At 35.1% G+C, this 25,637-nt stretch carries 23 protein-coding genes, 1 tRNA gene and 1 riboswitch; of the genes, 19 read left to right on the top strand and 5 right to left on the bottom strand.

Going from position 1 to position 25,637, the window contains the following annotated elements:
* The first annotated feature begins 61 nt into the window (after positions 1-61).
* A riboswitch (SMK box riboswitch) is annotated at positions 62-142 on the top strand.
* From metK to H3T43_RS02200, 4 genes are all read left to right on the top strand, one after another.
* Positions 140-1,339 carry a methionine adenosyltransferase gene (metK, locus tag H3T43_RS02215; protein WP_198212217.1) on the top strand — a complete coding sequence of 400 codons (1,200 nt, stop codon included), beginning with the start codon at positions 140-142 and terminating at the stop codon, positions 1,337-1,339. (Overlaps the previous riboswitch by 3 nt.)
* 29 nt (positions 1,340-1,368) lie before the next feature.
* The gene (locus tag H3T43_RS02210; protein ID WP_034980028.1) at positions 1,369-2,823 is read left to right on the top strand and encodes an MDR family MFS transporter; all 1,455 of its coding nucleotides are present in this window, start codon (positions 1,369-1,371) and stop codon (positions 2,821-2,823) included.
* 139 nt (positions 2,824-2,962) lie between these two features.
* A complete protein-coding gene (locus H3T43_RS02205) occupies positions 2,963-3,709 on the top strand; it encodes a tyrosine-protein phosphatase (protein ID WP_198212215.1) in 747 nt (248 codons plus the stop codon).
* A gap of 465 nt (positions 3,710-4,174) precedes the next feature.
* The gene (locus H3T43_RS02200) at positions 4,175-4,663 is read left to right on the top strand and encodes a cupin domain-containing protein (RefSeq protein ID WP_198212213.1); all 489 of its coding nucleotides are present in this window, start codon (positions 4,175-4,177) and stop codon (positions 4,661-4,663) included.
* Positions 4,664-4,718: 55 nt separating this feature from the next.
* Here H3T43_RS02200 and H3T43_RS02195 read toward each other — a convergent pair whose 3' ends face one another.
* Positions 4,719-5,381, bottom strand: a complete 663-nt coding sequence (locus H3T43_RS02195) for a phosphatase PAP2 family protein (protein WP_198212212.1) — start codon at positions 5,379-5,381, stop codon at positions 4,719-4,721.
* 285 nt (positions 5,382-5,666) lie between these two features.
* On the opposite strand from H3T43_RS02195, the gene leuS reads away from it, so the two are divergent.
* Positions 5,667-8,081, top strand: coding sequence for a leucine--tRNA ligase (leuS, locus tag H3T43_RS02190; protein ID WP_198212211.1), 2,415 nt, complete (start codon positions 5,667-5,669; stop codon positions 8,079-8,081).
* A gap of 95 nt (positions 8,082-8,176) precedes the next feature.
* Positions 8,177-9,820, top strand: coding sequence for a polysaccharide biosynthesis protein (locus tag H3T43_RS02185; protein WP_198212210.1), 1,644 nt, complete (start codon positions 8,177-8,179; stop codon positions 9,818-9,820).
* Positions 9,821-10,052: 232 nt separating this feature from the next.
* Here H3T43_RS02185 and H3T43_RS02180 read toward each other — a convergent pair whose 3' ends face one another.
* From H3T43_RS02180 to H3T43_RS02170, 3 genes are all read right to left on the bottom strand, one after another.
* Positions 10,053-11,156, bottom strand: coding sequence for a pyridoxal phosphate-dependent aminotransferase (locus tag H3T43_RS02180; protein WP_198212209.1), 1,104 nt, complete (start codon positions 11,154-11,156; stop codon positions 10,053-10,055).
* A 164-nt stretch (positions 11,157-11,320) separates the two neighbouring features.
* Positions 11,321-11,545 (bottom strand): PspC domain-containing protein, encoded by a 225-nt coding sequence (locus H3T43_RS02175; protein WP_045928355.1) that lies wholly within the window; start codon positions 11,543-11,545, stop codon positions 11,321-11,323.
* Positions 11,546-11,901: 356 nt separating this feature from the next.
* A tRNA-Leu gene (locus H3T43_RS02170) sits at positions 11,902-11,985 on the bottom strand.
* Between the two features lie 101 nt (positions 11,986-12,086).
* On the opposite strand from H3T43_RS02170, the gene H3T43_RS02165 reads away from it, so the two are divergent.
* From H3T43_RS02165 to fba, 5 genes are all read left to right on the top strand, one after another.
* A complete protein-coding gene (locus H3T43_RS02165) occupies positions 12,087-13,367 on the top strand; it encodes a serine hydrolase (RefSeq protein ID WP_198212208.1) in 1,281 nt (426 codons plus the stop codon).
* A gap of 1 nt (position 13,368) precedes the next feature.
* A complete protein-coding gene (locus H3T43_RS02160) occupies positions 13,369-14,211 on the top strand; it encodes an NAD(P)H-hydrate dehydratase (RefSeq protein ID WP_198212206.1) in 843 nt (280 codons plus the stop codon).
* 41 nt (positions 14,212-14,252) lie between these two features.
* Complete coding sequence (locus H3T43_RS02155) at positions 14,253-14,900, top strand: L,D-transpeptidase (protein ID WP_198212204.1); 648 nt, start codon at positions 14,253-14,255, stop codon at positions 14,898-14,900.
* A gap of 254 nt (positions 14,901-15,154) precedes the next feature.
* Positions 15,155-16,840 carry an arginine--tRNA ligase gene (gene argS, locus H3T43_RS02150; protein WP_198212202.1) on the top strand — a complete coding sequence of 562 codons (1,686 nt, stop codon included), beginning with the start codon at positions 15,155-15,157 and terminating at the stop codon, positions 16,838-16,840.
* 97 nt (positions 16,841-16,937) lie between these two features.
* Positions 16,938-17,852, top strand: a complete 915-nt coding sequence (fba, locus tag H3T43_RS02145) for a class II fructose-1,6-bisphosphate aldolase (protein ID WP_174795418.1) — start codon at positions 16,938-16,940, stop codon at positions 17,850-17,852.
* 54 nt (positions 17,853-17,906) lie between these two features.
* On the opposite strand, the gene H3T43_RS02140 is transcribed toward fba, so the two are convergent.
* A complete protein-coding gene (locus tag H3T43_RS02140) occupies positions 17,907-18,476 on the bottom strand; it encodes a histidine phosphatase family protein (protein WP_198212200.1) in 570 nt (189 codons plus the stop codon).
* 129 nt (positions 18,477-18,605) lie between these two features.
* On the opposite strand from H3T43_RS02140, the gene H3T43_RS02135 reads away from it, so the two are divergent.
* The 8 genes from H3T43_RS02135 to H3T43_RS02100 all read left to right on the top strand — a co-directional run bounded on the left by H3T43_RS02135 (position 18,606) and on the right by H3T43_RS02100 (position 25,595).
* On the top strand, positions 18,606-19,469 hold the full coding sequence (locus H3T43_RS02135) for an aldo/keto reductase (RefSeq protein ID WP_198212198.1): 864 nt from the start codon (positions 18,606-18,608) through the stop codon (positions 19,467-19,469).
* A 330-nt stretch (positions 19,470-19,799) separates the two neighbouring features.
* Positions 19,800-21,290 carry a PRD domain-containing protein gene (locus H3T43_RS02130; protein ID WP_198212196.1) on the top strand — a complete coding sequence of 497 codons (1,491 nt, stop codon included), beginning with the start codon at positions 19,800-19,802 and terminating at the stop codon, positions 21,288-21,290.
* On the top strand, positions 21,271-21,708 hold the full coding sequence (locus H3T43_RS02125) for a PTS sugar transporter subunit IIA (protein ID WP_198212194.1): 438 nt from the start codon (positions 21,271-21,273) through the stop codon (positions 21,706-21,708). Before H3T43_RS02130 ends, H3T43_RS02125 begins: the two co-directional genes overlap by 20 nt.
* A gap of 13 nt (positions 21,709-21,721) precedes the next feature.
* Positions 21,722-22,198, top strand: coding sequence for a PTS sugar transporter subunit IIA (locus H3T43_RS02120; RefSeq protein WP_034980067.1), 477 nt, complete (start codon positions 21,722-21,724; stop codon positions 22,196-22,198).
* Between the two features lie 6 nt (positions 22,199-22,204).
* Positions 22,205-22,534 (top strand): PTS fructose transporter subunit IIB, encoded by a 330-nt coding sequence (locus H3T43_RS02115; protein ID WP_198212192.1) that lies wholly within the window; start codon positions 22,205-22,207, stop codon positions 22,532-22,534.
* Between the two features lie 80 nt (positions 22,535-22,614).
* A complete protein-coding gene (locus tag H3T43_RS02110) occupies positions 22,615-23,658 on the top strand; it encodes a PTS fructose transporter subunit IIC (RefSeq protein ID WP_232350241.1) in 1,044 nt (347 codons plus the stop codon).
* An 84-nt stretch (positions 23,659-23,742) separates the two neighbouring features.
* Positions 23,743-24,642, top strand: a complete 900-nt coding sequence (locus H3T43_RS02105) for a ketose-bisphosphate aldolase (RefSeq protein WP_034980075.1) — start codon at positions 23,743-23,745, stop codon at positions 24,640-24,642.
* Between the two features lie 173 nt (positions 24,643-24,815).
* Entirely contained in the window at positions 24,816-25,595 is a 780-nt protein-coding gene (locus H3T43_RS02100) for a dienelactone hydrolase family protein (protein ID WP_198212188.1), read from the top strand.
* The last annotated feature ends 42 nt before the right edge of the window (positions 25,596-25,637 follow it).

The raw sequence follows: 25,637 nt of genomic DNA, 5'->3' as shown, positions 1-25,637 counted from the left end.
ATGCGGTAGCTTTTTTTATTATCAATATAATATATAAGAACATAGAACGGAAATTTTAAAAAATCGGTTCAAGTCCTGAGAGGATCCTTAAACGGAGATGCCTTGTAACCGAATAGCTATTGTCTATAGGGGGACTAATATGGAAAAACGTTTGTTTACTTCAGAATCTGTTTCTGAAGGTCATCCAGACAAAATTGCTGATCAGATTTCTGATGCAATTTTGGATGCTATTATTGCCAAAGACCCTCAAGCTCATGTAGCTTGTGAGACCATCGTCAATACTGGTATTGTCTATGTCTTTGGTGAAATATCAACTAGTGCTTATGTTGATATTCAAGGAATTGTTCGCAAGACAGTTTTGAGAATTGGCTATGATAAACCAGAACTTGGCTTTGATGGCAATAATTGCGCTGTCTTAATTGATATTGATGAACAATCACCTGATATTGCTCAAGGCGTTGATCATTCTCTTGAAACGCGTGAAAATCAATCTGACGAAGATCAGCTTGATCAAATCGGGGCGGGAGATCAAGGTTTAATGTTTGGTTTTGCAATCAATGAAACGCCTGAATTAATGCCTCTGCCTATTTCGCTTGCTCATCGCTTGATGAGACAGGTTACTAAGCTACGCAAAGATGGTACTTTAACTTGGCTTAGACCCGATGCTAAGGCAGAAGTGACTGTTGAATACGATGAAAAACAAAAACCAACACGTGTAGATACCGTTGTTATTTCAACACAGACCGATGATAAGGTTTCAAACGAAGAGATTCGCCGAGCTATGATAGATTTGGCAATTAAAAAGGTAATACCTGCTAAATACCTTGATGAAAAGACCAAGTTTCTGATTAACCCATCAGGTCGCTTTGTTATTGGTGGACCTAAGGGTGATTCAGGACTGACTGGACGTAAAATTATTGTTGATACTTACGGTGGCTATGCTCGCCACGGTGGTGGTGCATTTTCTGGAAAGGATCCGACAAAGGTTGACCGCAGTGCCAGTTATGCTGCCAGATATGTGGCTAAAAATATTGTTGCTGCAGGCTTGGCTGATCGCTGTGAAGTTCAATTAGCTTATGCAATTGGTGTTGCTCATCCAGTTTCAGTTATGGTTGATACTGCCGGAACAGGTAAAGCAAGTGACGAACTCTTAACAAAAGCAGTACGTAAAGTCTTTGACTTGCGCCCCGCGGGAATAATTAAAATGCTTAATTTAAGGCGGCCAATTTATGAGCAAACAGCAGCTTACGGACACTTTGGCAGAACAGATATTGATTTACCATGGGAGAAAACTGATAAAGTTCAAGATCTTTTAAATTTTGTTCATGAAAATAAATAATTTTAGCAGCTAATGAAGGAGTTGTAATTGTGAAGAAGACAAATGTACGAGTAGTGATGATTGCGATTTTTATGACGACATTTATGACCGCCATCGAAGGTACAATCGTTTCTACTGCAATGCCGACAATTGTTTCTGATCTGAACGGATTGGAAATTATGAATTGGGTTGTTTCCATTTTTTTGTTTATGACTGCTGTATCAACTCCTTTATATGGCAAATTAGCTGATAGCTTTGGGCGTAAACCAATTTTTCTATTTGGAATAGCTCTTTTTGTGATTGGATCTGCTCTTTGCGGTCAGGCTCAGAATATGGTTGAATTAATTTTATTCCGTGTTATTCAGGGTCTGGGTTCTGGAGCCGTTCAACCGGTGGCTATGACCATAATTGCAGATTTATACAGTCTGGAAAAAAGAACAAAAATGCTGGGTCTAAATTCTGGTTTTTGGGGCGTAGCTTCAGTCATTGCTCCATTACTCGGTGGCTTTATCGTACAAAATCTTTCTTGGCATTGGGTTTTCTACATTAATGTGCCAATTGGTATCATTGCACTTTTATTAGTTGTCTTTTTCTTAAATGAACCAAAGAATAAGCAAAAGACAAAGCTTGATGTTAAAGGAACTTTTTGGTTAGTTGTTTTGCTTTTAACCTTAATGTTTACACTACAAGATTTAGGTACTCTTAATCCTTTTATGCTTATTGCTTTAATTGTACTAATCATAGTCAGCGCAATTATCTTTTATCATGAAGAAAAGCGCGCAGATGATCCGATAATGCCATTGTCAATGCTCAAGGGCAAAGAATTCTTGGCTGTTAATATGATTACCTTGCTTGTTGCCGGAGTAGTTATTGGCTTTGAATTTTATATTCCAACCTGGATGCAGGGGATTAATGGTACTTCTGCTACTATTGCAGGTTTTGCAGTAACTCCAAGCTCTGTTATGTGGGTTGTGGGTTCATTTTTGATCGGCGGCATGTTGAGTCGCTGGGGTGTAAGAAAAACCTTCTTTGGATTGCTTACAATCCTGCTGATTGCTGACTGCATGTTATTGCTTGTTCCTATTCATACTCCGTTTTGGGTCTTTTGTGTCATAGCAACACTTAATGGCTTTTCCTTTGGTGGAGTTCTAACCGCTTCGCAAGTCAGGTCACAGGTTTTAGTTTCTAAAGAAAATATTGGTGTTGCTACTTCCTTTAACACATTAATGAGGTATTTAGGTCAAACAATGATGGTTTCCATTTTTGGTATTACCTTCAATACTGTCGTGGCACATCAACTTGCAAAACATCCGAATTTGACACAAGGCATGATGAACAAAATAGTTTCATCAGCTAAAGCCCAAGAACTATCTGCGAACTTAATTCCACAATTAAGGCAAGTACTTTTTAGTGCTTTAAAAGGGGTTTACTTCGTTTCGCTTGTTGCTATAGTAATATCTGTTATTTTTAATTGTATTTATAAAAGCAAAGAGAAAGCTAATTAGTCGTTAGATTTAAAACAGACCTGCTGGTAAATAAACCAGCAGGTTTTTTATTTTAAAATTTTTTCATTAGTAGAAATAATTTGCCTGAAAAATTATAATAAATAATATTAAACTTAATAAGTAATTGGAGTATTAAAAAATGGCAAGGGAAATTACTAATTGGCGTTCCTTAGGTGGTTACACTGGATTTGAAGGAAGAAAAGTAAAAGACGGGATACTTTTTAGATGTGGGCAATTGTATAACTTGACTCCTTATCAAAAAGAACAAGTACAAGATAAATATCAAATTAAGAGAGTTTTTGATTTTAGGGGCGAGGAAGAAAGAAAACAATTTCCGGATTATTTGTGGTCCGGATTAGATTACGTTGTAATTGATGTTTTAAAAGATGCTCAGGTTAATCAAGCCAGTGTTGATGAAATTGTTTCTGGTAATAATCAGGCTGAAGAAGATATGCTTACCACCTATGAAGAATTAGCTTTACAGAAATCTGCTCAAAATGGCTACCATCAATTTTTAATGACTCTCATAAATGATCCTGTTCCGACAGCATTTCATTGTTTTGCAGGCAAAGATCGCACAGGAGTGGCAGCAGCTTTAATTTTGAAAAGCCTGGGAGTAAGTGATGATCAAATCTTAACGGATTATCTAAAAACTATTGAAGCGCGTAAGCAGGAAAATCAGGAAATTTTGAACTACCTAAGAGACCAATTAACAAGTTCACAATTAAAAGATGTTGCTGTAGCTTTAACGGTTCAAAAGTCATATTTAGAACGGTATTTTTCTGCCATTAGGCAAAATTATGGGGATTTTGATAATTACCTGATTAAAGGACTGAATTTACCGAGTGATTTTAAGAGCAAAATGAGGCAAATTTATTTAGTCTAAAATTTAAATAAACAAAAAGATGATATGTTCCTTGAACTTTGGAATCATATCATTTTTAAGTTTTTGACTTCTTTCACTATTGATTTTGAGTATTAGTACATACCAAGTTGAAAACTTTAACAATTACGATTGTAAATAGTAATCTATACAGACAAAAGAAAAGTAAAGTTACAGACTGGTTAAACTAATGCTTATTGCTTTGCGACTTAAATCATTAGGAGAAAACTTAGTAAAATAAATTTGTACAGTGCTATTTTTATTTTAATAAAATATATATGTTAATATAAAAATAGTTAAAATTTTTTATAAACAATAAAACATAGAACCAATGTAATAATAAATTTAAACTAAAACTATAATAGTTATTAGCCTTATGAAATTAATTTTCAGATGACATTTTGACAAAAATAGGCTAGATTTGTAGAAAGTAGTTTTAATTATAAAAATTTTTACTAAGGAGAAAAAATGAAGCGCGATGATTATATTAAAAGTCTAGATCTTGAACCTCATCAAGAAGGTGGCTGGTTCAGGCAAGTTTATACTAGTGATCAACAATTTTATGATGAGGATAGTGATGGAAATCGATTTTATTACACTTCCATTTACTTCTTGCTTGATGATACCAGTTGTTCTCACTTTCACCGACTGAACCATGATGAAATGTGGTATTACCACGATGGAGAAGCGATTACTATTCATTGTATTGCTCCAGATGGTAAATATTCAGCTGTTAAATTGGGGAAAAATGTTTCTGCTGGAGAATTCATGCAATTCAAAGTTCCCAAACACACTATTTTTGCATCAGAAGTTACTAAACCAAACAGTTTTTGTTTAGTAAGCTGTGTTGTTTCACCAGGATTTGATTATCATGACTTTGAGATGCTTAAAAAGGCAGATTTACTAAAACAATATCCTGAATACAAAGAAGTCATTGAACGTCTAGCGCTAGATTAGAGTGATTATGAAAAAAGGATCCAAGGCTTTGAAAATAAGCTTGAATCCTTTTTATTTAATAAATAGTACTTTGTGCTCTTTGGTTTTCTAAATAATAATGGTAAAGGAAGGAATATCCGATTAAAAGAAATGATATTCCTTCTAAAAATCCGCCAACTACGTCTGAAGGGTAGTGGACATGGCTAAAAATCCTTGTATAACCGATTAATATTGGAAAACATGCCCAAATGATACATAATACAGTTTTAGCGGCTTTATTTTTTATTAATAAAATTGTTAAAACAATCAAAATTCCAAATAATGTGGCACTGCCAACAGAATGACCAGATGGGAAACTATATCCGTGAGCTGTCACAAGGTGGTGGGTAAGTGGTCTGTGACGAGCTATTGCATGTTTGATAATCCAGTTGTAACCATTGGCTGCAATCATTGTTCCAGCTGTAAAAAATGCATAAGCAAATTTTCTGCAAAATGCTAAAACAATAACCAGGATGATTGTTTCAATCATAATTACATTGGTATTGCCTAAATTGGTAAATGTTGTAGCAAATTTGATTACTGCAGGATTGTTATTGCAGATAATACTAATAATTGTTTGATCAAATTCACGAATAAATTGATTTTCAGAAGCAACCAGTATTGCCCAGATAGCATATAAAATCAAAAATATCGTCGCAGGTATTATGGTGTCTCTCTTTGTTTGAATTGTTTTGTTCAAAAACTTTCTCCCCTTGTTTTTTTTTGCATTTGTGGTAAATTATAATCATTATTGGTAAAAAAATAAAGATCAGGAACTAGTAGCAGTTTTGTTTTTCTATAGAGAAGAGTCGGAAGGTGCAAGACTTGAAAAGCAGATTGTGAACTGAGCCTGGAAAAAATCTAACGTTTGCTTTCCGCGTTAAGGGGCATGAGGGTCGCGCTTTTGGCGCGGAACTTAGGTGGTACCGCGATTATTCGTCCTATGAAAAAATATTTCATAGGACTTTTTTTATGAGGTAAAAATATGTATAATCACAAAGTTATAGAAAAGAAATGGCAGGATTACTGGGAAAAAAATCAAACATTTAAAACCGGTAATGACCCGAAAAAGAAAAATTATTATGTTTTAGATATGTTCCCTTTTCCATCTGGTAAGGGACTGCATGTAGGGCACCCGGAAGGATACACAGCAACTGATATTGTCGCACGAATGAAACGTAGTCAAGGCTATAATGTCCTTCACCCAATGGGCTGGGATGCTTTTGGTCTTCCGACTGAACAGTATGCTCTCCAAACTGGACAAGATCCGGCCGTTGTTACTACTGAAAATATTGCCAATTTTAAAAGACAGCTGAATACTTTGGGCTTTTCCTATGATTGGAACAGGGAACTTGCAACTTGTGATCCAAAATATTACAAGTGGACCCAATGGACATTTGAGCAAATGTATAAAAACGGTCTAGCCTATGAGGCTGAAGCCCCTGTTAACTGGTCACCAGATTTAGGTACAGTTGTTGCCAACGAAGATATTGTTGATGGTAAGACTGAACGTGGTGGTTACCCAATCTATCGCCGTAATATGAAGCAATGGATGCTTAGAATTACCAAATATGCTGACCGTTTGCTGGCTGGTTTAGACAATCTTGATTGGCCGGAAAACATTAAAGAAATGCAGCGCAACTGGATTGGTCGTTCTGTAGGTGCACAAATTACTTTTAAGGTTAAAAATTCTAATGAGACTTTTGATGTCTTTAGTACACGTCCGGACACCTTATTCGGTGCAACTTACGCTGTGTTAGCTCCAGAAAACGAATTAGTTCAAAAAATTATGACTGATGGTCATAAAGATGAAGTTAATGCCTATATTAAACAAATTGAATCTAAGTCCGACCTTGAAAGAACAGATCTAAATAAAACCAAGACAGGTGTCTTTACAGGTGCTTATGCAATTAATCCTGTAAATAATGAAGAAATTCCTATCTGGATTGCTGACTACGTACTTGGCAGTTATGGTACTGGTGCGGTCATGGCAGTTCCTGCACACGATACACGTGATTATGAGTTCGCCCGGAAATTCAATTTGCCTATTAAGGCCGTCATCAAAGGTGGAGATATTGCACAGGAAGCCTATACCGGTGATGGTCCACACATGGATTCTGAGTTCCTAAACGGACTCAACAATGCAGAAGCTAAAGAGAAAATTGTTGCCTGGCTCACTGAACACCATGCTGGAGAGAAAAAGGTTAATTATAAGTTACGTGATTGGGAATTTAGTCGTCAGCGCTATTGGGGTGAGCCAATTCCAGTAATTCACTGGGAAGATGGAGAAACAACGCTGGTTCCAGAAGATGAATTACCACTCGTTTTACCTCATGCTACTGACATCAAGCCGTCAGGAACACCTGAAAGTCCATTAGTTAATCTTAAAGACTGGGTCAACGTGGTTGATAAAAATGGTCGTAAAGGTAAAAGAGAAACTAATACTATGCCTAATTGGGCTGGTTCATCATGGTACTTCTTACGTTTTGTTGATCCTCACAATGATAATAAATTAGCTGATTACGAATTGCTCAAGAAGTGGATGCCGGTTGACCTCTATATCGGTGGTGCAGAACATGCTGTACGACACCTGCTCTATGCAAGATTTTGGAACATGGTTTTATATGATCTGGGAGTTATTCCAAATGAAGAGCCGTTCCAAAAATTATTCAATCAAGGATTAATTCTTAAAGATCATGATAAAATGTCTAAGTCAAAAGGCAATGTTGTTAACCCAGATGACGTGATCGATGAATATGGTGCAGACAGTCTGAGAATGTATGAAATGTTCATGGGTCCACTGGATGCTTCAATTGATTGGGATGATAATGGCCCTGCTTCTACCAAGAAGTTCTTGGACAGAGTTTGGCGTTTATTTGTTAACGATTTGGACCTTAAAGCTATTCCTCAAGAAAATATTGTGTCTGAAAATGATCACACCTTAGATAAAATATATAACGAAACTGTTAAGAAAGTTACCGAGGACTTCGATAATTTACATTTCAACACCGCAATTTCTCAATTAATGGTCTTTATTAACGCAGCACAAAAAGCTAAAACTATTCCAAGAAAATATGCGGAAGGCTTTATTACACTTTTAGCACCAATTGCTCCTCATATGATGGAAGAAATTTGGCAAATATTTGGTCATGATGAATCTGTGACGTTTGCAAAATGGCCAACCTATGACCCGGCTAAATTAATTGAGTCAACGGTTGAGATTATGGTACAAGTTAATGGTAAACTGCGTGGGAATTTTACAGCAGCTGTTGGTTTGGATAAAGATGAAGTTCAGAAGCAGGCACTGGCTCTACCACATGTACAGAAGTTTTTGCAAGGCAAAGATGTAAAAAAGGTCATTGTTGTACCGAATAAAATTGTCAATATTGTAGCTAAATAAAGTTAATTTTTCCTAAAGTGCAAAGTATATTTGTTGTTAATTGCCTTTTTTCATTCACAATAATATAGTTAGTAAACTAGATTTAGGGAATATTAATGAGAGAAAATAATTTATCTGAAAAAAATACACAAAATACCTTCATTAAGGGCAGTGCATGGATGACTTTTGGCTCTATTACGTCACGTATTTTAGGAGCACTCTATATTATTCCATGGTTTTATTGGATGTCACCTTATGGCAACATTGCCAATGCATTAACTGCTAGAAGTTATAATATCTATAGTATTTTTATTTTAATATCTACAGCAGGTATTCCTGGCGCCGTTGCGAAACAGGTGGCAAAATATAATGCGCTTAATGAGTATGGTGTAGGACGTAAGCTTTTTCATCGTGGTCTGATTTTGATGGTAATTTTAGGTATCATTTCAGCTGCAATAATGTACTTTGCTTCGCCTTTTTTGGCTTCTAATGGTTCGCAGATTGATCCCAGACAGGTAAAAGTCATGCGTAGTCTGTCATACGCCGTCTTGATAATCCCTGTTTTAAGCATTATGAGGGGATATTTTCAGGGATATGAGGATATGATGCCATCAGCCATGTCTCAATTTGTAGAGCAATTAGCACGAGTTATTTGGATGTTGTTAACCGCTTATATAATTATGCAGGTGCAACATGGCAACTTTGTTGACGCTGTTGTGCAATCAAATTTAGCTGCAGCAATCGGAGCAATTTTTGGAATTGCCGTTCTAGCCTGGTTTTTGCTTTCGAGGCGTAACAAGCTTAATGAATTAGTTGAAAATTCTAATAATGAAATACAAGTTTCAACATCTGCTCTTTTTGCAGAAATTATTGCTCAGGCAGTACCGTTTATTATTATTGATGCAGGAATACAGCTTTTTTATCTGGTAGATCAGTATTCTTTTCATCCAATGATTGCCAGTTTGATCAATGCATCCAATAATACAATTGAAACTTGGTATGCGTTATTTGCTCTAAATGCTAATAAGCTGATTATGATTATCGTGTCTCTTGCCAGTGCAATGGCCGTGACAACAATTCCTTTGTTGTCCGCAGCACACACAAAGCATGACTTTCACGGGATTTCAAATCAAATAGGCAACACTTTAGATTTATTTCTATTTGTCATGATTCCAGCCTCTTTTGGTATGGCAGCAATTTCTACACCGGTTTATACAATTTTCTATGGGTATGACAAGCTAGGCTCAAATGTTTTATATCTTTCATCATTTACAGCAATTAGTTTAGGTTTATTCACTGTATTGATGGCGATTTTACAAGGTCTGTCAGAAAATGGTCTTGCAATTAAATATTTAGTATTAGGACTAATTATTAAAATTTTAATGCAGTATCCAATGATCTATTTGTTTAAGATTTTTGGTCCACTGATTGCCACTAACTTAGGGATGCTCGTTATTATCTTTATGGCCTTAAAACACCTTAAAGTTGGCTATAATTTCAACCAGGATAGAACAAGAAGACGTTTTATTGGAATTACCGCATTTTCTGTAACCATGTTTTTAATTGTTTTGGCAGTAGAAAAAGGACTTGAATTGTTCTTGAATCCTGCAAGTAGTTTGCAGTCGTTAATTATAGTAGTTATATCCATTATTATCGGGTGCTTATTTTACGGATTTGCTGCGATTAAGTCTGATTTGGCACAAAAAATTCTTGGGGATAAAATTATTCCTATATTAGAAAAATTGCATATTCATGCATAAGTGAAAAGGTAATTTAAAACTTGGTACCGTAGTAAAAACGGTATCAAGTTTTTTCTTTGGGCTAAATATATTTGGAACAATTTTATTAATGAACTTATAATAGCTTTTAGCTTTTAAAAGTTAAATAAAAAACTCTTCGCTAATTGAACTAAAACGCTATAAGCAAAGAGTTTATAAATTTAAACTGAAATATAATATTTAATTTATTGACTTAATCTTTTTAAGAATGCAATTATTTATAATTCAAAGTATAGTCTACACAGTCAATAATCTTATGCATACCTTCAAATAAAGCATTTTTTTCGGTAGATAAGGAAATTCTAAAGTATCTATCGGAATACTCCAAATCACTACCCTTGGCAACAATTACATGAAAGTGGTCTTCTAAGAGTTTATAGTACAAATCAACATCTTTGATTTCATCAGGAATTTTAATAAACATATATAGGCCTCCTAGATACTTTGAGGAAGCAAAATACTTACTTGTAGAAAGCAAATTAGTTAGTTTTTTACCTCTTTGTCCAATTTCTTCAATATGATGGGTATAATGGTCTGGTTCTTCTAAAATTATTTCACCAATGAATTGACTAATAGTTGGGGCACTAAAAGTGATCCCCTCATTATAATAACCGTCTTGCTTAATAATATCGGCAGGAGCAATCACATAGCCTAGACGTATTCCTGGGATAGCAAAAGTCTTGGAAAAACTGCTGACTAATATTTGATGAGAAATGTCAGTTGAGACTGGTTGATATTTGTAGGTGCTCGGATAGTCGCTATAAACATGATCATCAACTAGAAAAATGTTGTTTTCCTCACATAGTTTATTCAAGAAGTTACGGTCTGATTCTGATAAACTTGCGCCTGTGGGATTATTAGGATAGTTAATGATAATAGCCTTAGTGTTTTGGTTTACTGCGTTTTTGATTTGGTCTTTTGGTAGTGCAAAATCGGGAGCCTCTGATTTGACTATCACTGGCTTTGCTCCCACTCCTGCAATTAAATTTAAGTATGAAGGGAAGAAGGGAGCAATAACTATAATTTCATCACTTTGAGATTTGATGATTGACTTTAAGGATAAAAATGCACCATGTAAGCATGACACTGTGATTTGGATGTTATCTACATCAATATCTTTTATGCCATATTTTTCTTTGTAATATGTCAAAATTTCTTTTCTGAGTTTTGGCAGACCCATACCCGGAGTGTATCCGTTGCCTTCTTTTGCGACTCTTTTTACCAGCTTGTCAATTATTCTTTTGTTTATTCCAGAACGAAAATCCCCAATAGATAAGTCAATGTAATCCGATGGTAGTATATTAACGTCTAAGCTCATAATATATTAACCTTTCTTTAAGTAAATTATTGTATAAATCATATTATTTAATTCGAAAAAGGTCAAATTGCACAAAAATAAATTCAGGTCTAATTTTTCACATAATCGAACTTGAATTAAACTTGAATTTTTGAGTAAGACAAATAAATTTATTTTTTGAGAATTTAGTACTTATGAAATTCACCGTCAGGAGTGTCATTACCGTGATCCTTTTCAGGCATAACAATTGCAGCAATAATATATAAAAGCAATCCTGTAAAGAATGAAAACAATATTAAAGCTCCGCCTCCAATCCTGGTCCACGCTTTATCCCAGCCAAAGTATTCTGCGACTCCGCCAAAGACACCGGAAACAATCTTATCCTCAGATTTTGTTAAACGTTTTTGCATGACAATACCTCCTTTTACTATAATTTTAATACAAAAAAATCATTTAAGTACAATTGAAAACATATTTTTAAAAATAAAAGTAGCTAAGTTTCAGTTTTTGAAAAATCACTTGCGAAATATTAAAGTGCCTAGCATAAACTCTGCGAAATACCATTGATGCTATTTACAGGTATAGCAATTTTTATACTAATATAAGCACTTATCTTTTGCTTATTTTTAGTTAAATTATTGTTGCTTCGAGTAACTATTGTGACTGTCAATTAGCAAGTTCTAAATAATACGCTAGAAACGGGGAAAAATAATAAAAACAAAAGAGCTAGATCCTTAATGGACTAGCTCTTACTATCTTAATATGATGCCCCGAAAAAGATTCGAACTTTCACTTAGTTACCTAAACAGCGACCTGAACGCTGCGCGTCTGCCAATTCCGCCATCGGGGCTTATTATTTTTAGCACAGTAATAATCATACCAAAAATTTGGTAAAATGTAAGCATAAAACGTAAAATAATCCAAAAAATATCAGGGAAGGGAGAATCATACTTGAAAAAGAAAGCAAAAACCATCATTCTATTTTTTATCAGCTTTTTATTACTGGCACTTCCAGTTGACGTGAATGCTGCTTCAAAATTGCCTGATAATTTTGATCAAGATAAAGTAGCTATCGATGCTAAAGCAGCAATAGCAATTGATAGTAAGACTGGACAATTATTGTATGGCAAAAATATTAATCAGCCATTGCCCATAGCTTCAATGACAAAACTGGTAACCGCATATTTAACCCTGAAGGCAATTGATCAGGAAAAAATCAATTGGAACACTAAGGTTACGCCTACTCGGCAAATCTTTGCCGTTGCCAGTAACAGAGAGTATTCAAACGTTCCCTTGCGTATGAAGCACGCGTATACGATTAGACAATTGTATCAAGCAACTTTAATTGAATCCGCTAACGGAGCCGCAATGATGTTAGCAGAAGCAATTAGTGGTTCTCAGGTTGCGTTCGTTAAGCAAATGAGACAGCAGTTGCAAAAATGGGGCATTAAAGATGCTCGTATTTATACAACCTGTGGATTGCCCAACAAAAGCGTTGGTAATGATGCTTATCCTGGGGCAGGTAAAAATGATGAGAACATGTTGTCTGCCAAGGATATGGCTATTGTAGGCCAGAAATTAATACAGGATTATCCTGAAGTACTTAAGACTACTAAAATTGCTAAAATGGACTTTATTGACCAAAATATGGCAACGCCAATGAGCAATTTTAACTGGATGTTAAAAGGGATGCCGCAATATCATAAAAATCTAAAAATCGATGGTTTGAAAACAGGAACTACTGACGCTGCAGGTGCTTGTTTCATTGCCACTGCACCTCATCGTGGAGGGCGAATAATTACTGTGATAATGGGAGCGAAACATGTTACTAACACTGATCCGGCCCGTTTTATTCAAACAGCTAAACTGCTCAATTATGTTTATCAAAAATACGAGCCATTAGTTTTTCAGCGTAATGAAGTAATTATTGGTCACACTAATATGGCAGTTCACAATGGACAAGCCAGGCAGATAAATATTGGTATCAAAAATAAAGCACTGATCTGGATACCACGAAATGGCTCTAAATTTCAGGTGGGTTTAACATCCAAAACTGTTGAAGCTCCAGTAGAAAAAGGGCAAAAAATCAACGCTTATTACTTTAAGATTGGCAAAAACAAAATTATTTCACTGCAAAGTCCTAATGGACTTTTGTTGCCCGCCCATGCTTTAGAATCAACTAATAGAGTAAACATTTTTGTAAGGTTTTGGCGCTGGCTATTTGGAGGCTAATATGGCAGTAATTACAGAAGATATTTTGACCAAAGTAATAAAAAAAAGACCAAGTGACTCTCATAAGGGCAATTACGGTCGGATTTTATTAATAGGTGGCAGTGAAAACTATGGTGGTGCAATTATCATGGCCGCTGAGGCTGCACTTAATAGTGGTGCGGGACTCATTTCTGTGGCCACCCATGCGATGAATCTTGATGCACTGCATGCACGTAATCCTGAGGTCATGTTTATTGACTGGCGTGATCGGAATTTGGTAAATTTAATGAAAAAAATGGATGTTATTGTTTGTGGACCAGGTTTAGGATCCAGCACTTTTACTCGGCAATTAATGTCAAAGATATGTCAAAATGTTTCTCAAAATCAAATATTGATTTTGGATGCGAGTGCTTTGGACATGATTGGTCAGGATCCAAAGCTAATTCCAACTCACCCCGGTTTAGTGGTCATAACACCACATCAAATGGAATGGCAAAGATTGAGTCAAATTAGAATTTCATATCAGACTGACAGTGCGAATTCAAATGCTTTGAAAAAGATTTTTCCTACCCAAAATGCTATTTTGGTTTTAAAATCAAATCACACTCACATTTATACCAAAGCCGATCAGATTTTTGTAAATCCATTAGGCAATCCTGGCATGGCTACAGGTGGAATGGGAGATACCTTAGCTGGTATAATAGGTGGCTTTACAGCTCAATTTGGCAATAGTTTGGATTCTGTTCTGGCCGCAGTTTTTATTCACTCTTTGGCAGGCGATAAAATTGCTGAAAATAATTATGTAGTGCGACCGACCGAAATAAGCGCGATGTTGCCGCAGCTAATGAATCAATATGCTAATTAGATATTTTACGTTGAAAATTTGGTTGGGAGAAAGGTTATAACATGAGGAAAAGTCTTTTAAAAGTTCTTACTGCTTTTTGTGTTCTATTAATATGTGCTATTAGTCTGGCACGAATTTCAATGCCATCTCAGCCAGAAACTAAAAACACAACTAAGGAGGCAAAGAAAACAGCTGTTATTAAAACCGCGGCATCTTATCGACCGTATCAGGATCCAAAAGATTTACGTTCTCCCTTTAATTGGAAAAAGCCAAGTGAGATAAAGCCTTATCCTAAAATTAAGCATCTCGAAAATGACTTAACAATTAGAGTTTCCCTAAAGGGTAATCGAGTTTACATCTTGCGGGGTAATAAACGAGTGTACACCATGCTGGCAAGTGCTGGTTTATTTAAAAAAGGTAAGTCATTGACACCAACAGGAAATTATAAAATTAAAAATGGTCGTGGAGACTCTTTTTATAATCCTGAATTAAATGAAGGTGCTAATAACTGGACTAGTTGGGACAAAGAAAATGTTTATCTTTTTCATTCTGTTCCTACGAAAGGCAATGGCAAATACAATATTAAAGAGGCTGAAAAGTTAGGTGTCAAGCCTGCCTCTCATGGCTGTATCAGATTAAGCGTACCTGATTCACGCTGGTTGGCTGAAAATATTCCAGTAGGTACCAAAGTAATTATCAAAAATAACTAAAAAATTTGGCTAAGCTTTCATTTCCTGTTATAATCTTTTGATGAAAGTGGTTAGGAGTAGTAGGCATTTTTCTAGAAAAGCGAGTTTGAGTTGGTGAAAGTCAAGCTGGAAAAATGACTGAAGGCGTGTCTAACTAATAATTTAGCAAATTTAATAAGCGGATACTTTGTATCAAATAGAGTGGTACCGCGGGTTATAACTCGTCTCTTCTTCAAATAATGAGGAAGAGACTTTTTTGGCATTTAGGAGGAAAAATGGATTTTAAAGATAAGGTAGTTGACTTAATCGCTAGTCAGGTTGACCTTTCCAAAGATCAAATCAATTCATTAATTGAAAGACCAAAAAATGAAAAAATGGGTGACTATGCTTTTCCAGCCTTTGCATTGGCAAAAGTGCTGCATCAAAATCCTGTAGTTATTGCGCAAAATATTGCAGACAAACTAAAAAGCAGCGACTTTGCTTCAATTAAAGCTGTTGGACCCTACGTTAATTTTTCTATCAATCACAGCAAGTTGATTTCACAAACTCTCACAGAAATCTTGCAACAAAAAGAACATTATGGTGACCAAAAATTGGGAGAGGGGAATGTTCCTATTGATATGTCTAGCCCCAACATTGCAAAACCAATGTCGATGGGGCACTTAAGGTCAACAGTAATTGGCAATTCAATTGCCAAGACCCTGCAAAAAGTTGGTTACACACCAATTAAAATCAACTATTTAGGTGATTACGGTACACAATTTGGTAAATTAATAGCGGCCTACAAGCACTGGGGTGTGGAAGAAGACGTTAAAAAAGACCCGATCATGAATTTATTTAAATATTACGTCAAGTTCCATAAAGAAGCTGAAAAGCACCCTGAGCTTGAAGATGAAGGTCGCGCGTGGTTTAAGAAATTAGAAGAGGGTGATCCAGAAGCAGTTAAATTATGGCAGTGGTTCCGGGATGTTTCCTTGGCTGATTTCAACCGTATTTACAAAGAATTGGGTATCACTTTTGATTCGTATAAAGGTGAGGCTTTCTTTAACGATAAAATGCAACCTGTGATTGATGAACTGAAAGAAAAAGGACTTTTGCATGAATCTCGTGGTGCACAAGTGGTTGACATGGGTGAAGATGAAAATCCAGCTTTGATTGTTAAATCAGATGGTACTAGCATCTACTTGACACGTGATCTGGCAGCTGCGATTTATCGTATGAAAACTTATCATTTTGTTAAAATGCTTTATGTGGTCGGCAACGAACAGGCTCAGCATTTTGTAGAATTAAAATCTGTTTTGAAAAAAATGGGTTATGATTGGGCTGATGAAATTTACCATGTTCCTTTTGGATTGATTACACAAAATGGTAAAAAGTTATCTACTAGAAAAGGCAATGTAGTTTTTCTTGATCAAGTTTTACAAGATGCCGTTAAACTAGCTCAAAAACAAATTGAGCAGAAAAATCCTGATTTGACCAATAAAGATCAAGTAGCTCATGATGTTGGAGTTGGTGCAGTTATTTTTCATGATTTAAAGAATGAAAGAACCGAAAACTTTGACTTTGACCTTGATGAAGTTGTTCGTTTTGAAGGTGACACAGGTCCATATGTGCAGTATACAAATGCTCGTGCACAAAGTGTTTTGCGCAAGGCAGCTGCTCAAGGTCACGAACCGCAATTAACAGATATAAAAATCGATGATGACTGGTCTTTTGGTGTTGCTAAGTCCCTTGCTGATTTTCCGCGTATCATTGCTCGCAGCAGTGATAAGTTTGAGCCGTCAGTTATTGCTAAGTTTGCTCTTGATTTAGCTAAGAAATTTAACAAGTATTATGCAAATGTTAAAGTTTTAGTAGATGATGATCAAATTAGTGCTCGATTGGCATTAGTCCAGGCAACTTCAATTGTTTTAACTGAATCTTTGCGTCTATTAGGTGTGAATGCTCCTAAAGAAATGTAAAAGTTTTAAATAATAACGTTTACATAAAATAAAAGATTGTTCAACGATTAATTAATACGATACAATATGACTGTAAGTTTAATAGGAGGTATATTTAATGGCATATTTAGATAATGGTAATCAAATCTTTAAAGATGCTCGTAAAAACCATTATGCAGTAGGTGCTTATAACACTAACAACTTGGAATGGACACGTGCAATTTTGCAAGCAGCTGAGGAAACAAGAACCCCAGTTTTAATTCAGGTGTCAATGGGTGCAGCTAAGTACATGGGTGGCTATAAAGTTGCTAAAGACTTAGTTGAAGACGAAATGGATGCAATGGACATTTCAGTTCCAGTTGTATTGAACTTAGACCATGGTAGTTTTGAAGCTGCTAAAGAATGTATTGCTCTTGGCTACTCATCCGTTATGTTTGATGGTCATGCTTTACCAACTGAAGAAAACTTAGCTAAAACCAAGGAAATCGTTAAGTTAGCTCATGAACGCGGTATTTCAGTTGAAGCTGAAATTGGTAAAATTGGTGAAAACCAAGGTGCCGATGGTGGAGAATTAGCATCTGTTGAAGACGCAAAAACTTTCGTAGCTGCAGGTGTTGACAAACTTGCTTGTGGTATTGGCAATATCCATGGTGTTTATCCAGAAGGCTGGAAAGGTTTAAACTTTGATCGTTTGAAGGAAATTGCTGATGCAGTTTCTGTTCCATTGGTATTACATGGTGGTTCAGGTATTCCTGAAGACCAAGTTAAGAAGGCTATTTCTCTCGGAATTTCTAAAGTTAACATTAACACTGAATTCCAATTAGCTTTCCAAGCTGCTACTCGTAAGTACTTTGAAGCACATAAGGATGAAGATAAAGACAACAAGGGTTACGATCCTCGTAAGCTTCTTCTTCCGGGTACAGAAGCAATTACAGCTTCAATGAAAGAAATGATCACTTGGCTTGGTACTCCATCAATTGATGATAAGATTAAGTCAGCAGGTTTTGACAAGAGTTCATTGAACTTGGAATAATTTAATAATTATAATATAAGAGAGATCAATCTGAATGATTGATCTCTCTTTGCTTTAACAGCTGGGGTTAAAAATCGACTGCAAACGAAAAATGCCATCGTCATATTCGTACTTTAAAACTGCGCAATTTTGAATATGATCCTTACGCTTAAATTTATTATATTTTTCCCACTTTCTGTAAAAATTTGCTATAGCACCGGCGTGCGATACAATCAGAATATGTTGATAAGGAGATGATTCTGCAATACTGATAATCGCTTTATTGATCCTTGCGACTACCTGTTTTTGGGATTCACCACCAAATTGAACAAAAAAGTCGTTATAAGGTAGTGGCGGATTTAAGTGTTCACCTTCTCCTTCGTATGTACCGAAATTCCACTCGCGTAAATCTTTGTGTGTTTTAAAAGGTAGATCGGTCACTATTTTTAAAGTATCTATTGCCCTTTCAGAAGTTGAACAATGTGCCTCTTCTAAATTGACTTTCTCATGCTCAAAATATTCTTTTTTCGTTGCTTTTGCTTGTTTGATTCCTAAAGAAGTTAAAGGTGAATCACAAAATCCCTGAATCTTATGTTGGACATTAAACAAAGTTTGTCCGTGACGCATTAGATAAACATATTTCATATTTTTACCTTCTTTTATATATATATATTTAATTGTAAACAAAAAGTTCATAAAAATCTAAATGAAATAAATTGACTTAAAGTTCAATTTAAGCGTTATACTCAAGAAAAGAAGTATGGAGGGATAAACATGATTTTTGAAGAAACATTTACACTTAATAATGGGGTAAAAATCCCTAAACTAGCATTAGGAACTTGGAAAATCCCAGATAACGAGGTAGCTTCGCCCGTGCAAACTGCCTTAAAAATGGGTTACAGGCATATTGATACTGCTCAGGCATATCATAACGAAAAAGGAGTTGGCCAGGGTATCAAAGATTCAGGTATTAGTCGTGACCAAATCTTTATTAATTCTAAAGTAGAGGCTGAAATCAAAAATTATCAACAAGCTAAAAAGTCAATTGATGAAACCCTTACTCGTATGGATCTTGACTATTTAGATATGATGATTATTCACAATCCTCAACCTTGGGAGGAAGTTAACCAGTCAGATGATCGCCATTTTGAAGGAAATATAGAGACTTGGCGAGCATTAACAGATGCTATGAAAGAAGGAAAATTACGCGCAATTGGCGTTTCCAGTTTTCAGCCGGAAGATTTGCAGAATTTAATTGACAACAGTGATGTTAAACCAATGGTAAATCAAATTTTGTGTCATATTGGAGCAACACCAAAAAAGTTGATTGATTTTTGTCAAGAACATGACATTGTTGTGGAGTCATTTTCGCCAGTTGCTCACGGTGAGGCTCTGACGAACAATACTATTAAGACTATGGCAGAAAAATATCAAGTTTCAGTTGCACAGCTATGTATTCGATATGATTGGCAGCTCAATACAGTGGTTTTGCCAAAGTCTGTTAATCCAGAGCATATGAAGCAAAATGCAGAATTGAACTTTGAAATAAGTGATATAGACATGAAAACTTTGGAAAATATTCATAATTTTGATTATGGCTCTTCGAGTCATTTTCCAGTATTTGGAGGAAAAAGATAAAAAAGAGTGTTTCAAATCTTTTAAAGTGAACTTGAGTTTAAATTTTTCGAATAAGTTATCAGAATATAAAGTTAATTTATTGATTTAATTTGATAATAAAAACAATCAAAAACCTAACTTACCTTCTAAGCTGATTTATCAGTTTAGAAGGCTTTTTTGTTTAAAAAATTTAAATTAAGTCAATTTTTAACTAATAAAGTAACTTCTTGATAAGCTTATTTTTACTTACAATTAATATAAATGTCCGTTGTAGAAACAAATAACGGACACTTTTTAATTATTTAAGCGTTTACATAAGTAGCAAAATAAAAATATCAGGAGGTATGACCAGTGCATAAAGAAATTAGTCAAGAAATTATTGATTATCTCAAGCTTCACAATAAGTTCATTACTTCTGAAGAACTATCAAATGGTTTAAATGTTTCAAAAAAAACAATTGCTCGCCATATCAATAGTATCAACAAAAAATATTCTCAACCAATAATTGTTTCCCAAAGGGGGCGGGGCTATGAGCTAAATTATTCAAATTATCTAAATGTGGCAAATAGCAATGTCCATAATGATTCATCAACACAGCTCAGACAGGAGAACATGCTGGCAAAGTTGCTTTTTGCATCCCCCAACGATGTTAAAATTTATGACTTAGTTAACAGCTTGTATATCAGCGAACCTGTCTTGAGAAATGATGAAAAGCAAATCAGTAAAAGAATATGTAAGTGGAATTTAAAACTTGAAAGCAAACAAAGATCAGTAAAGATTACTGGCAATGAGAAAGACATTAGAAGTGCTTTGATGGAGGTAGTACTTCACATTAATAAGTCTACTGACATTGAAACTTTGCGGAAAAATACTTCTCAATTAGATCAAAAGGATTTTAATTTTGCTTTAAGCCAGGTCGAAATGGCACTGCGAGTTTTAAATGGGTCTTTACCTTATCCGTATAATATAAATTTTTTTGCTCATATTTACGTTCTTTTGATTAGGGCAAAAAAATTTAAGGCAATGGATAAGTCAATTTCTTTAGATACCAGTTTGCAAACAGAAATTAAAATGAATCCAGAAATTTTTAGCATTTGCAAAAGTATTGTATCAAACATGAAAAAGTATCTGGGCTTTAAAGGAGAAGAATTAGATTCCGAAGTTTATTACTTGTTTAAGTATCTGTTAACTTCTCGTTTTAATTCATTTGATGGCATTGTTCTTGATGATCGCGATTTGGCAGATCAGGTAACCGACTTTTTTATTTCCAAAGTTTCCGCTTATTTGCATTGCAGCTTTTCACCTTCTATAAAAGATGAAATTAAAAATCATGTTTTGGCCATGATCAGCAGGTTGAAAATGAAGATATCCTTACCAAATGCCCTTTTAAAAGATATCAAACTAGAATATCCGCAAGTTTTTACCGCTACTAAAAAAGCTGCAACATTAGCAAGTCAAAAATTTAATTTACCGGTAATCCCGGATGATGAAACTGGCTTTATCTGTTTGTACTTTGCTAAATATTATGAAGAAAATAATAAATCGAATGAGAAGATTAAGGCCTATGTGATTTGCACAACAGGTATTGGAACCTCTGGAATTATTTCTACCAAGATAAAAAACTCAATCCCTGAAATTGAAATTGTTGGGTTAGCTTCTAATTACAATATTGAAAATATTATCAAAAATAAGCCTGAAATTGAATTGCTAATTAGTACAGTTCCGATTAATTATCACGGAAAGATCCCTGTCGAATTAGTGAGTGCCTTTTTTACGAAAAAGGATGAACAGAAAGTCAGAAATGTAGTAAGGAACATCATTAATGAACGAAATTTTGCTTGATAGTTGTGATTTTTATGTAACAGATCAAAAAACGGCTTTTCAAATTATAGCTGATATAGTCGCTTCAAAAATGGATGTGAGCAAAAAAACAGTTTTAAAAAGTTTGTCAACGAGAGAAAAAATCGCTAACACGGCTTTGGTAAAGGGAATTGCCATTCCTCACATAATTTTAGAATCCGATTTTACGCCTTGGTTATTGATTCTAAAATCAAAAACTTTGATAGCTGATTGGGATTGTCTTGATGATTCCAAGGTTAATACGCTTATCTGTTTAGTAGTTCCTAAAATAATAAAAAAAACCAATAAAAGCTTTAAAAAAATAATTCAGATCATAGACAAGTTGGCTAACGACAGTGTCATTGCAAAAATAAACAAAGCTGAAAGTGCAACTGAAATTGTTCAGATTTTAAAAAGATAGGAGGTCAAAAAATTTGGCTGATAAAGAAATTAATATTGCGAAAGTCATTAATTTAAACTTGATTGACCTTCATTTAAATGGAAAAACTAAAAAAGATGTAATTAAAGAGCTCAGTACTCTTTTGAAAGAGGATGACGATATTACAAATACCCAGGACTTCATTGATGACGTATTTCTACGTGAAGAAGAAGGGGAAACTGGAATTGGTCAAGGGGTAGCAATTCCACACGGCAAATCAAAAGCCGTCAAAAATACTATGATAGCGATTGGTCTAAGTGATCATCCTATACCTTGGGAAACTTTAGATGATAAACCAGTTACAGCCGTAATTTTATTTGCAGTCAGGGATCAAGATGCGGATACGTTGCACCTAAAGCTTTTACAAAGAGTGGCAATTTTACTGTCTGATGATGATTTCATTGATAAGCTACATGCCGCCAAAAATAAGAAAAATGTTATTGATCTTTTGTGTGGAAACAAAGGGAGATGATTAATTATGAAAATAGTTTGTGTTTGTGCTTGCACATCTGGTATTGCCCATACTTATCTAGCAAAGGCAAAGTTGGAAAAGGCAGCCAAAGAATTGGGAGATGAAATTCACGTTGAAACCCAAGGAACAATCGGTACTGAAAATGCATTAACTCCTGAGCAAATTGCTGAGGCAGATGTAGCATTGCTGGCTGTTGATATTGCAACTACTGGCGACGAGCGCTTTAAAAATATTCCGACAGTAAAAGTAGGTACTTCTCTGGTAGTAAAGGCTCCCAAACAATTGCTGAAAAAAATTGAAGAAGAAGTGAAAGAAAGAAAGAGTCAAAAGGAGTGATTTAAATGAATACATTTGTCACAGGTGCTAAAAAAGCTGGATCAGCCGTCAAAAAGCATCTGTTAACTTCCATTTCATACATGTTGCCATTAGTTGTGGCTTCTGGGTTATTGATAGCCATAGGTAATTTGATGGGCGGTAAGCAGGTAACAAGCCTTGCACAAATGAACTTTCCTAATAGCATGACCACTTTAGGTGTGCTGGGAATGGGATTATTACCATCGTTCATCGCCGGTTATATTGGTTATTCAATTGCTGATAGACCGGGTATTGCGCCTGGATTTCTTGCAGGACAGATAGCCTCTTTTTTGGGAGCAGGTTTTCTTGGAGGAATCATTGGAGGATTTATAGCTGGTTATATTGCACTAGGTATTAGAAAAATTAAAGTACCTCGGTGGGCTAACGGACTTATGCCTATGTTAATAGTACCAACTGTTACTGCAATTTTTACAGCTCTGATTATGTTTTTCCTATTAGGTCAACCATTAACAGCTGCTACGACCGCTCTTAATCACTTCATTACTGGCTTAGATCGGTCACAAAGAGCCTTATACGGTTTCTTAATTGGCTGGATTGGTTGTGCTGATTTTGGTGGAGCTATAAGCAAAATTCCAAACTTAATTTGTGATGGCTTATTACTTGATGGGATTAAAGGGCCTGAAGGAATTAAAGTCTTAGCTGCTATGGTGCCACCATTTGGTATTACTATGTCTTACTTTTTAGCCAAACTATTTCATAAAAATATTTATACCAAAAGAGAAATTGAAAATATTGAAGTAGCTTTTCCGATGGGATGTTGCATGATTACTGAGGGCGTTATTCCAATCGCAATGAACGACTTATTACGGACTTTGCCTTGTACTTGGATTGGTTGTGGAATTGCAGGAATGATAAGTTATGGCTGGGGAAATGAAAGTTCAGTTCCTTCTGGCGGAATCTTTGTTATTCCGGCAATGTCTAAGCCTATGATTGCCGTAATTGCTTTATTGGCAGGTTCATTAGTAACAGGTATATTATTGGCAATTATTAAAAAGCCATTGACTGATAAAGAGGTAAATGAAATACAAGACGAGAATCAAGATGATGAAAAAGATGTTGACCTTTCAGGTGTGAATTTACAATAAAAAATTTAGAGGAAGTGATGCAGAATTTAATTTAAAAAAGTTAATTTAATTTAATGTAATGTAATTAGTAGACGAGGAGAAAAAATGACCTTAGTAAATATGAATCAGCTGCTTGAGGTAGCAAGAAAAAACAATTTTGCAGTAGGAGCATATAATGTTTCAAACTTGGAATTAATGAGAACTTCAATTGAACAATGTGAATCTGATTATGCACCTGCGATTATTATGATCCACCCAACAGAATTAAGATATTGCAAAGATGATTTTATTAGCTATGTTTTAACTCGTATTCGTGACAGTAAAATTCCAGTAGCACTCCATCTTGACCATGGTGATTCTGTGGATAGTGCAGCTAGAGCAATTCATGATGGCTTTAGTTCAGTAATGATTGATATGTCGGCTGAAGATTGGGATACAAATGTTGCTCTAACTAAAGAAACAGTAACAATGGCTCACAGAGTTGGTGTTTCTGTTGAAGGTGAAGTTGGTACTATTGGTCAGACTGGAGTTCATGTTGAGGGACACAAAAAAGAAGGCATTTATACCACACCTGAAGAAGCACAAAGATTTGTAGAGGAAACTGGTGTAGATACTTTGGCTGTTGGTATTGGAACTAGTCACGGCATTTACCCTGCTGATGTTACTCCTAAAATCAGAATTGATATTTTACAAAAGATAGTTCAGGCAGTTCCTGATACACCTCTAGTCTTGCATGGTGGTTCTTCAAATCCAGATGAGCAGATTGCTGAAGCAGTGAAGAATGGAATTAGCAAAGTTAATATTTCATCGGATTATAAACATGCTTTCTTCGAAAAGACTCGTGAAATCTTATCCGAAAATGATGGCTGGGATCCAAATCATTTGTTGCCAGAAGCAATTGAAGCAGGGAAAAAGGTTATACACCATAAAAATGATTTGTTTAATTCAATTGGAAAAGCTAAATTATATGAAGGTATTGATCCTTGGAGATCAGATAAAATTTAAGTATTAATCATTATAGAGGGTCTACAACATTGAAATTTTTTTCAAAAGTTTGTAGACTTTTTTTATGTGTAGTCGTAAAGCCATATATTATTTTGATATTTACCTGGAAAAATAGCAGTATAATATATTTTATATTATTAAATTAAAAAGATATATTTAAGGAGATAATTGAAGTGCGTGAAGAGTTAAGGTTTTTGAATTGCATCGACCATGAGGTGCCAATACAAGTTGATATTCCAAGTGAAGGAGAAAAATTTCCTGCTGTATTGATGATCCATGGTTTCATGTCTTCCAGGAATAATGATAATCATATGTTAGCAAGAATTAGCAAAAAAATTGTAGAGGCCGGGATCGTTGCAGCGAGAATTGACTTGTGCAGTATGGGAGAGAACCTTTATTCAAGAGAAAATTATGGCATGAAAGTGATGACGGATGAGGTTAAAGCGAGTTTTAAATATTTGCAGTCTTTACCATATGTTGAAGAAAATAACGTTGGACTTTTAGGTCATAGCCTTGGTGGTCGCTTAGTATTTACTTGTTCTACGTTACCAGCAAAAATTATAGTTTCTCTAAATGGCGCTATCAATACTTCTGAGCCTCTTGAAATGGCATATGATAAATTTCAAATGGATAATTTAGGTTACTGCATTGTTCATACCAGTAGCGGTGGTGTTGAACTGGTATACCGCAGGTTCTTTGATGAATTGAAAACAACTTTGAATGACAACATTAAAAATTTTAAAAATCCAATTTTAGTTGAAGTATGTACCAGCGATCCTACTTTGGATCCAAATATCAGTCTGAATTTTATTAAAAACTGTCACATGGATAACGTAGATTCGTTTACTGTTGAAAATGCGAACCATACTTACAATGTTGAAACTGGTGATTTTACTAAACTTAATGAAGTTATTGGTAAGGTCGTGCCTTGGATTAGTTCGCATATAAAATAAAAAACCAGTCTTTTGTAAGACTGATCTGTTAAAAATAATTTT

Source organism: Lactobacillus sp. M0396, assembly GCF_016101625.1.
Lineage (GTDB): Bacteria > Bacillota > Bacilli > Lactobacillales > Lactobacillaceae > Lactobacillus > Lactobacillus huangpiensis.
Note: the sequence above shows the minus strand (reverse complement) of the source record. Positions and strands in the feature narration are given on the sequence as shown.

Excerpts from the sequence above, each read along its gene's own strand:
- H3T43_RS02115 (WP_198212192.1), top strand. The coding sequence starts at position 22,205 with ATGAAAATAGTTTGTGTTTGTGCTTGCACATCTGGTATTGCCCATACT.
- H3T43_RS02205 (WP_198212215.1), top strand. The coding sequence starts at position 2,963 with ATGGCAAGGGAAATTACTAATTGGCGTTCCTTAGGTGGTTACACTGGA.
- leuS (WP_198212211.1), top strand. The coding sequence starts at position 5,667 with ATGTATAATCACAAAGTTATAGAAAAGAAATGGCAGGATTACTGGGAA.
- H3T43_RS02200 (WP_198212213.1), top strand. The coding sequence starts at position 4,175 with ATGAAGCGCGATGATTATATTAAAAGTCTAGATCTTGAACCTCATCAA.
- H3T43_RS02180 (WP_198212209.1), bottom strand. The coding sequence starts at position 11,156 with ATGAGCTTAGACGTTAATATACTACCATCGGATTACATTGACTTATCT.
- H3T43_RS02105 (WP_034980075.1), top strand. The coding sequence starts at position 23,743 with ATGACCTTAGTAAATATGAATCAGCTGCTTGAGGTAGCAAGAAAAAAC.
- H3T43_RS02125 (WP_198212194.1), top strand. The coding sequence starts at position 21,271 with ATGAACGAAATTTTGCTTGATAGTTGTGATTTTTATGTAACAGATCAA.
- H3T43_RS02135 (WP_198212198.1), top strand. The coding sequence starts at position 18,606 with ATGATTTTTGAAGAAACATTTACACTTAATAATGGGGTAAAAATCCCT.
- argS (WP_198212202.1), top strand. The coding sequence starts at position 15,155 with ATGGATTTTAAAGATAAGGTAGTTGACTTAATCGCTAGTCAGGTTGAC.
- H3T43_RS02155 (WP_198212204.1), top strand. The coding sequence starts at position 14,253 with ATGAGGAAAAGTCTTTTAAAAGTTCTTACTGCTTTTTGTGTTCTATTA.
- fba (WP_174795418.1), top strand. The coding sequence starts at position 16,938 with ATGGCATATTTAGATAATGGTAATCAAATCTTTAAAGATGCTCGTAAA.
- H3T43_RS02160 (WP_198212206.1), top strand. The coding sequence starts at position 13,369 with ATGGCAGTAATTACAGAAGATATTTTGACCAAAGTAATAAAAAAAAGA.
- H3T43_RS02110 (WP_232350241.1), top strand. The coding sequence starts at position 22,615 with ATGTTGCCATTAGTTGTGGCTTCTGGGTTATTGATAGCCATAGGTAAT.
- H3T43_RS02140 (WP_198212200.1), bottom strand. The coding sequence starts at position 18,476 with ATGAAATATGTTTATCTAATGCGTCACGGACAAACTTTGTTTAATGTC.
- metK (WP_198212217.1), top strand. The coding sequence starts at position 140 with ATGGAAAAACGTTTGTTTACTTCAGAATCTGTTTCTGAAGGTCATCCA.
- H3T43_RS02175 (WP_045928355.1), bottom strand. The coding sequence starts at position 11,545 with ATGCAAAAACGTTTAACAAAATCTGAGGATAAGATTGTTTCCGGTGTC.
- H3T43_RS02185 (WP_198212210.1), top strand. The coding sequence starts at position 8,177 with ATGAGAGAAAATAATTTATCTGAAAAAAATACACAAAATACCTTCATT.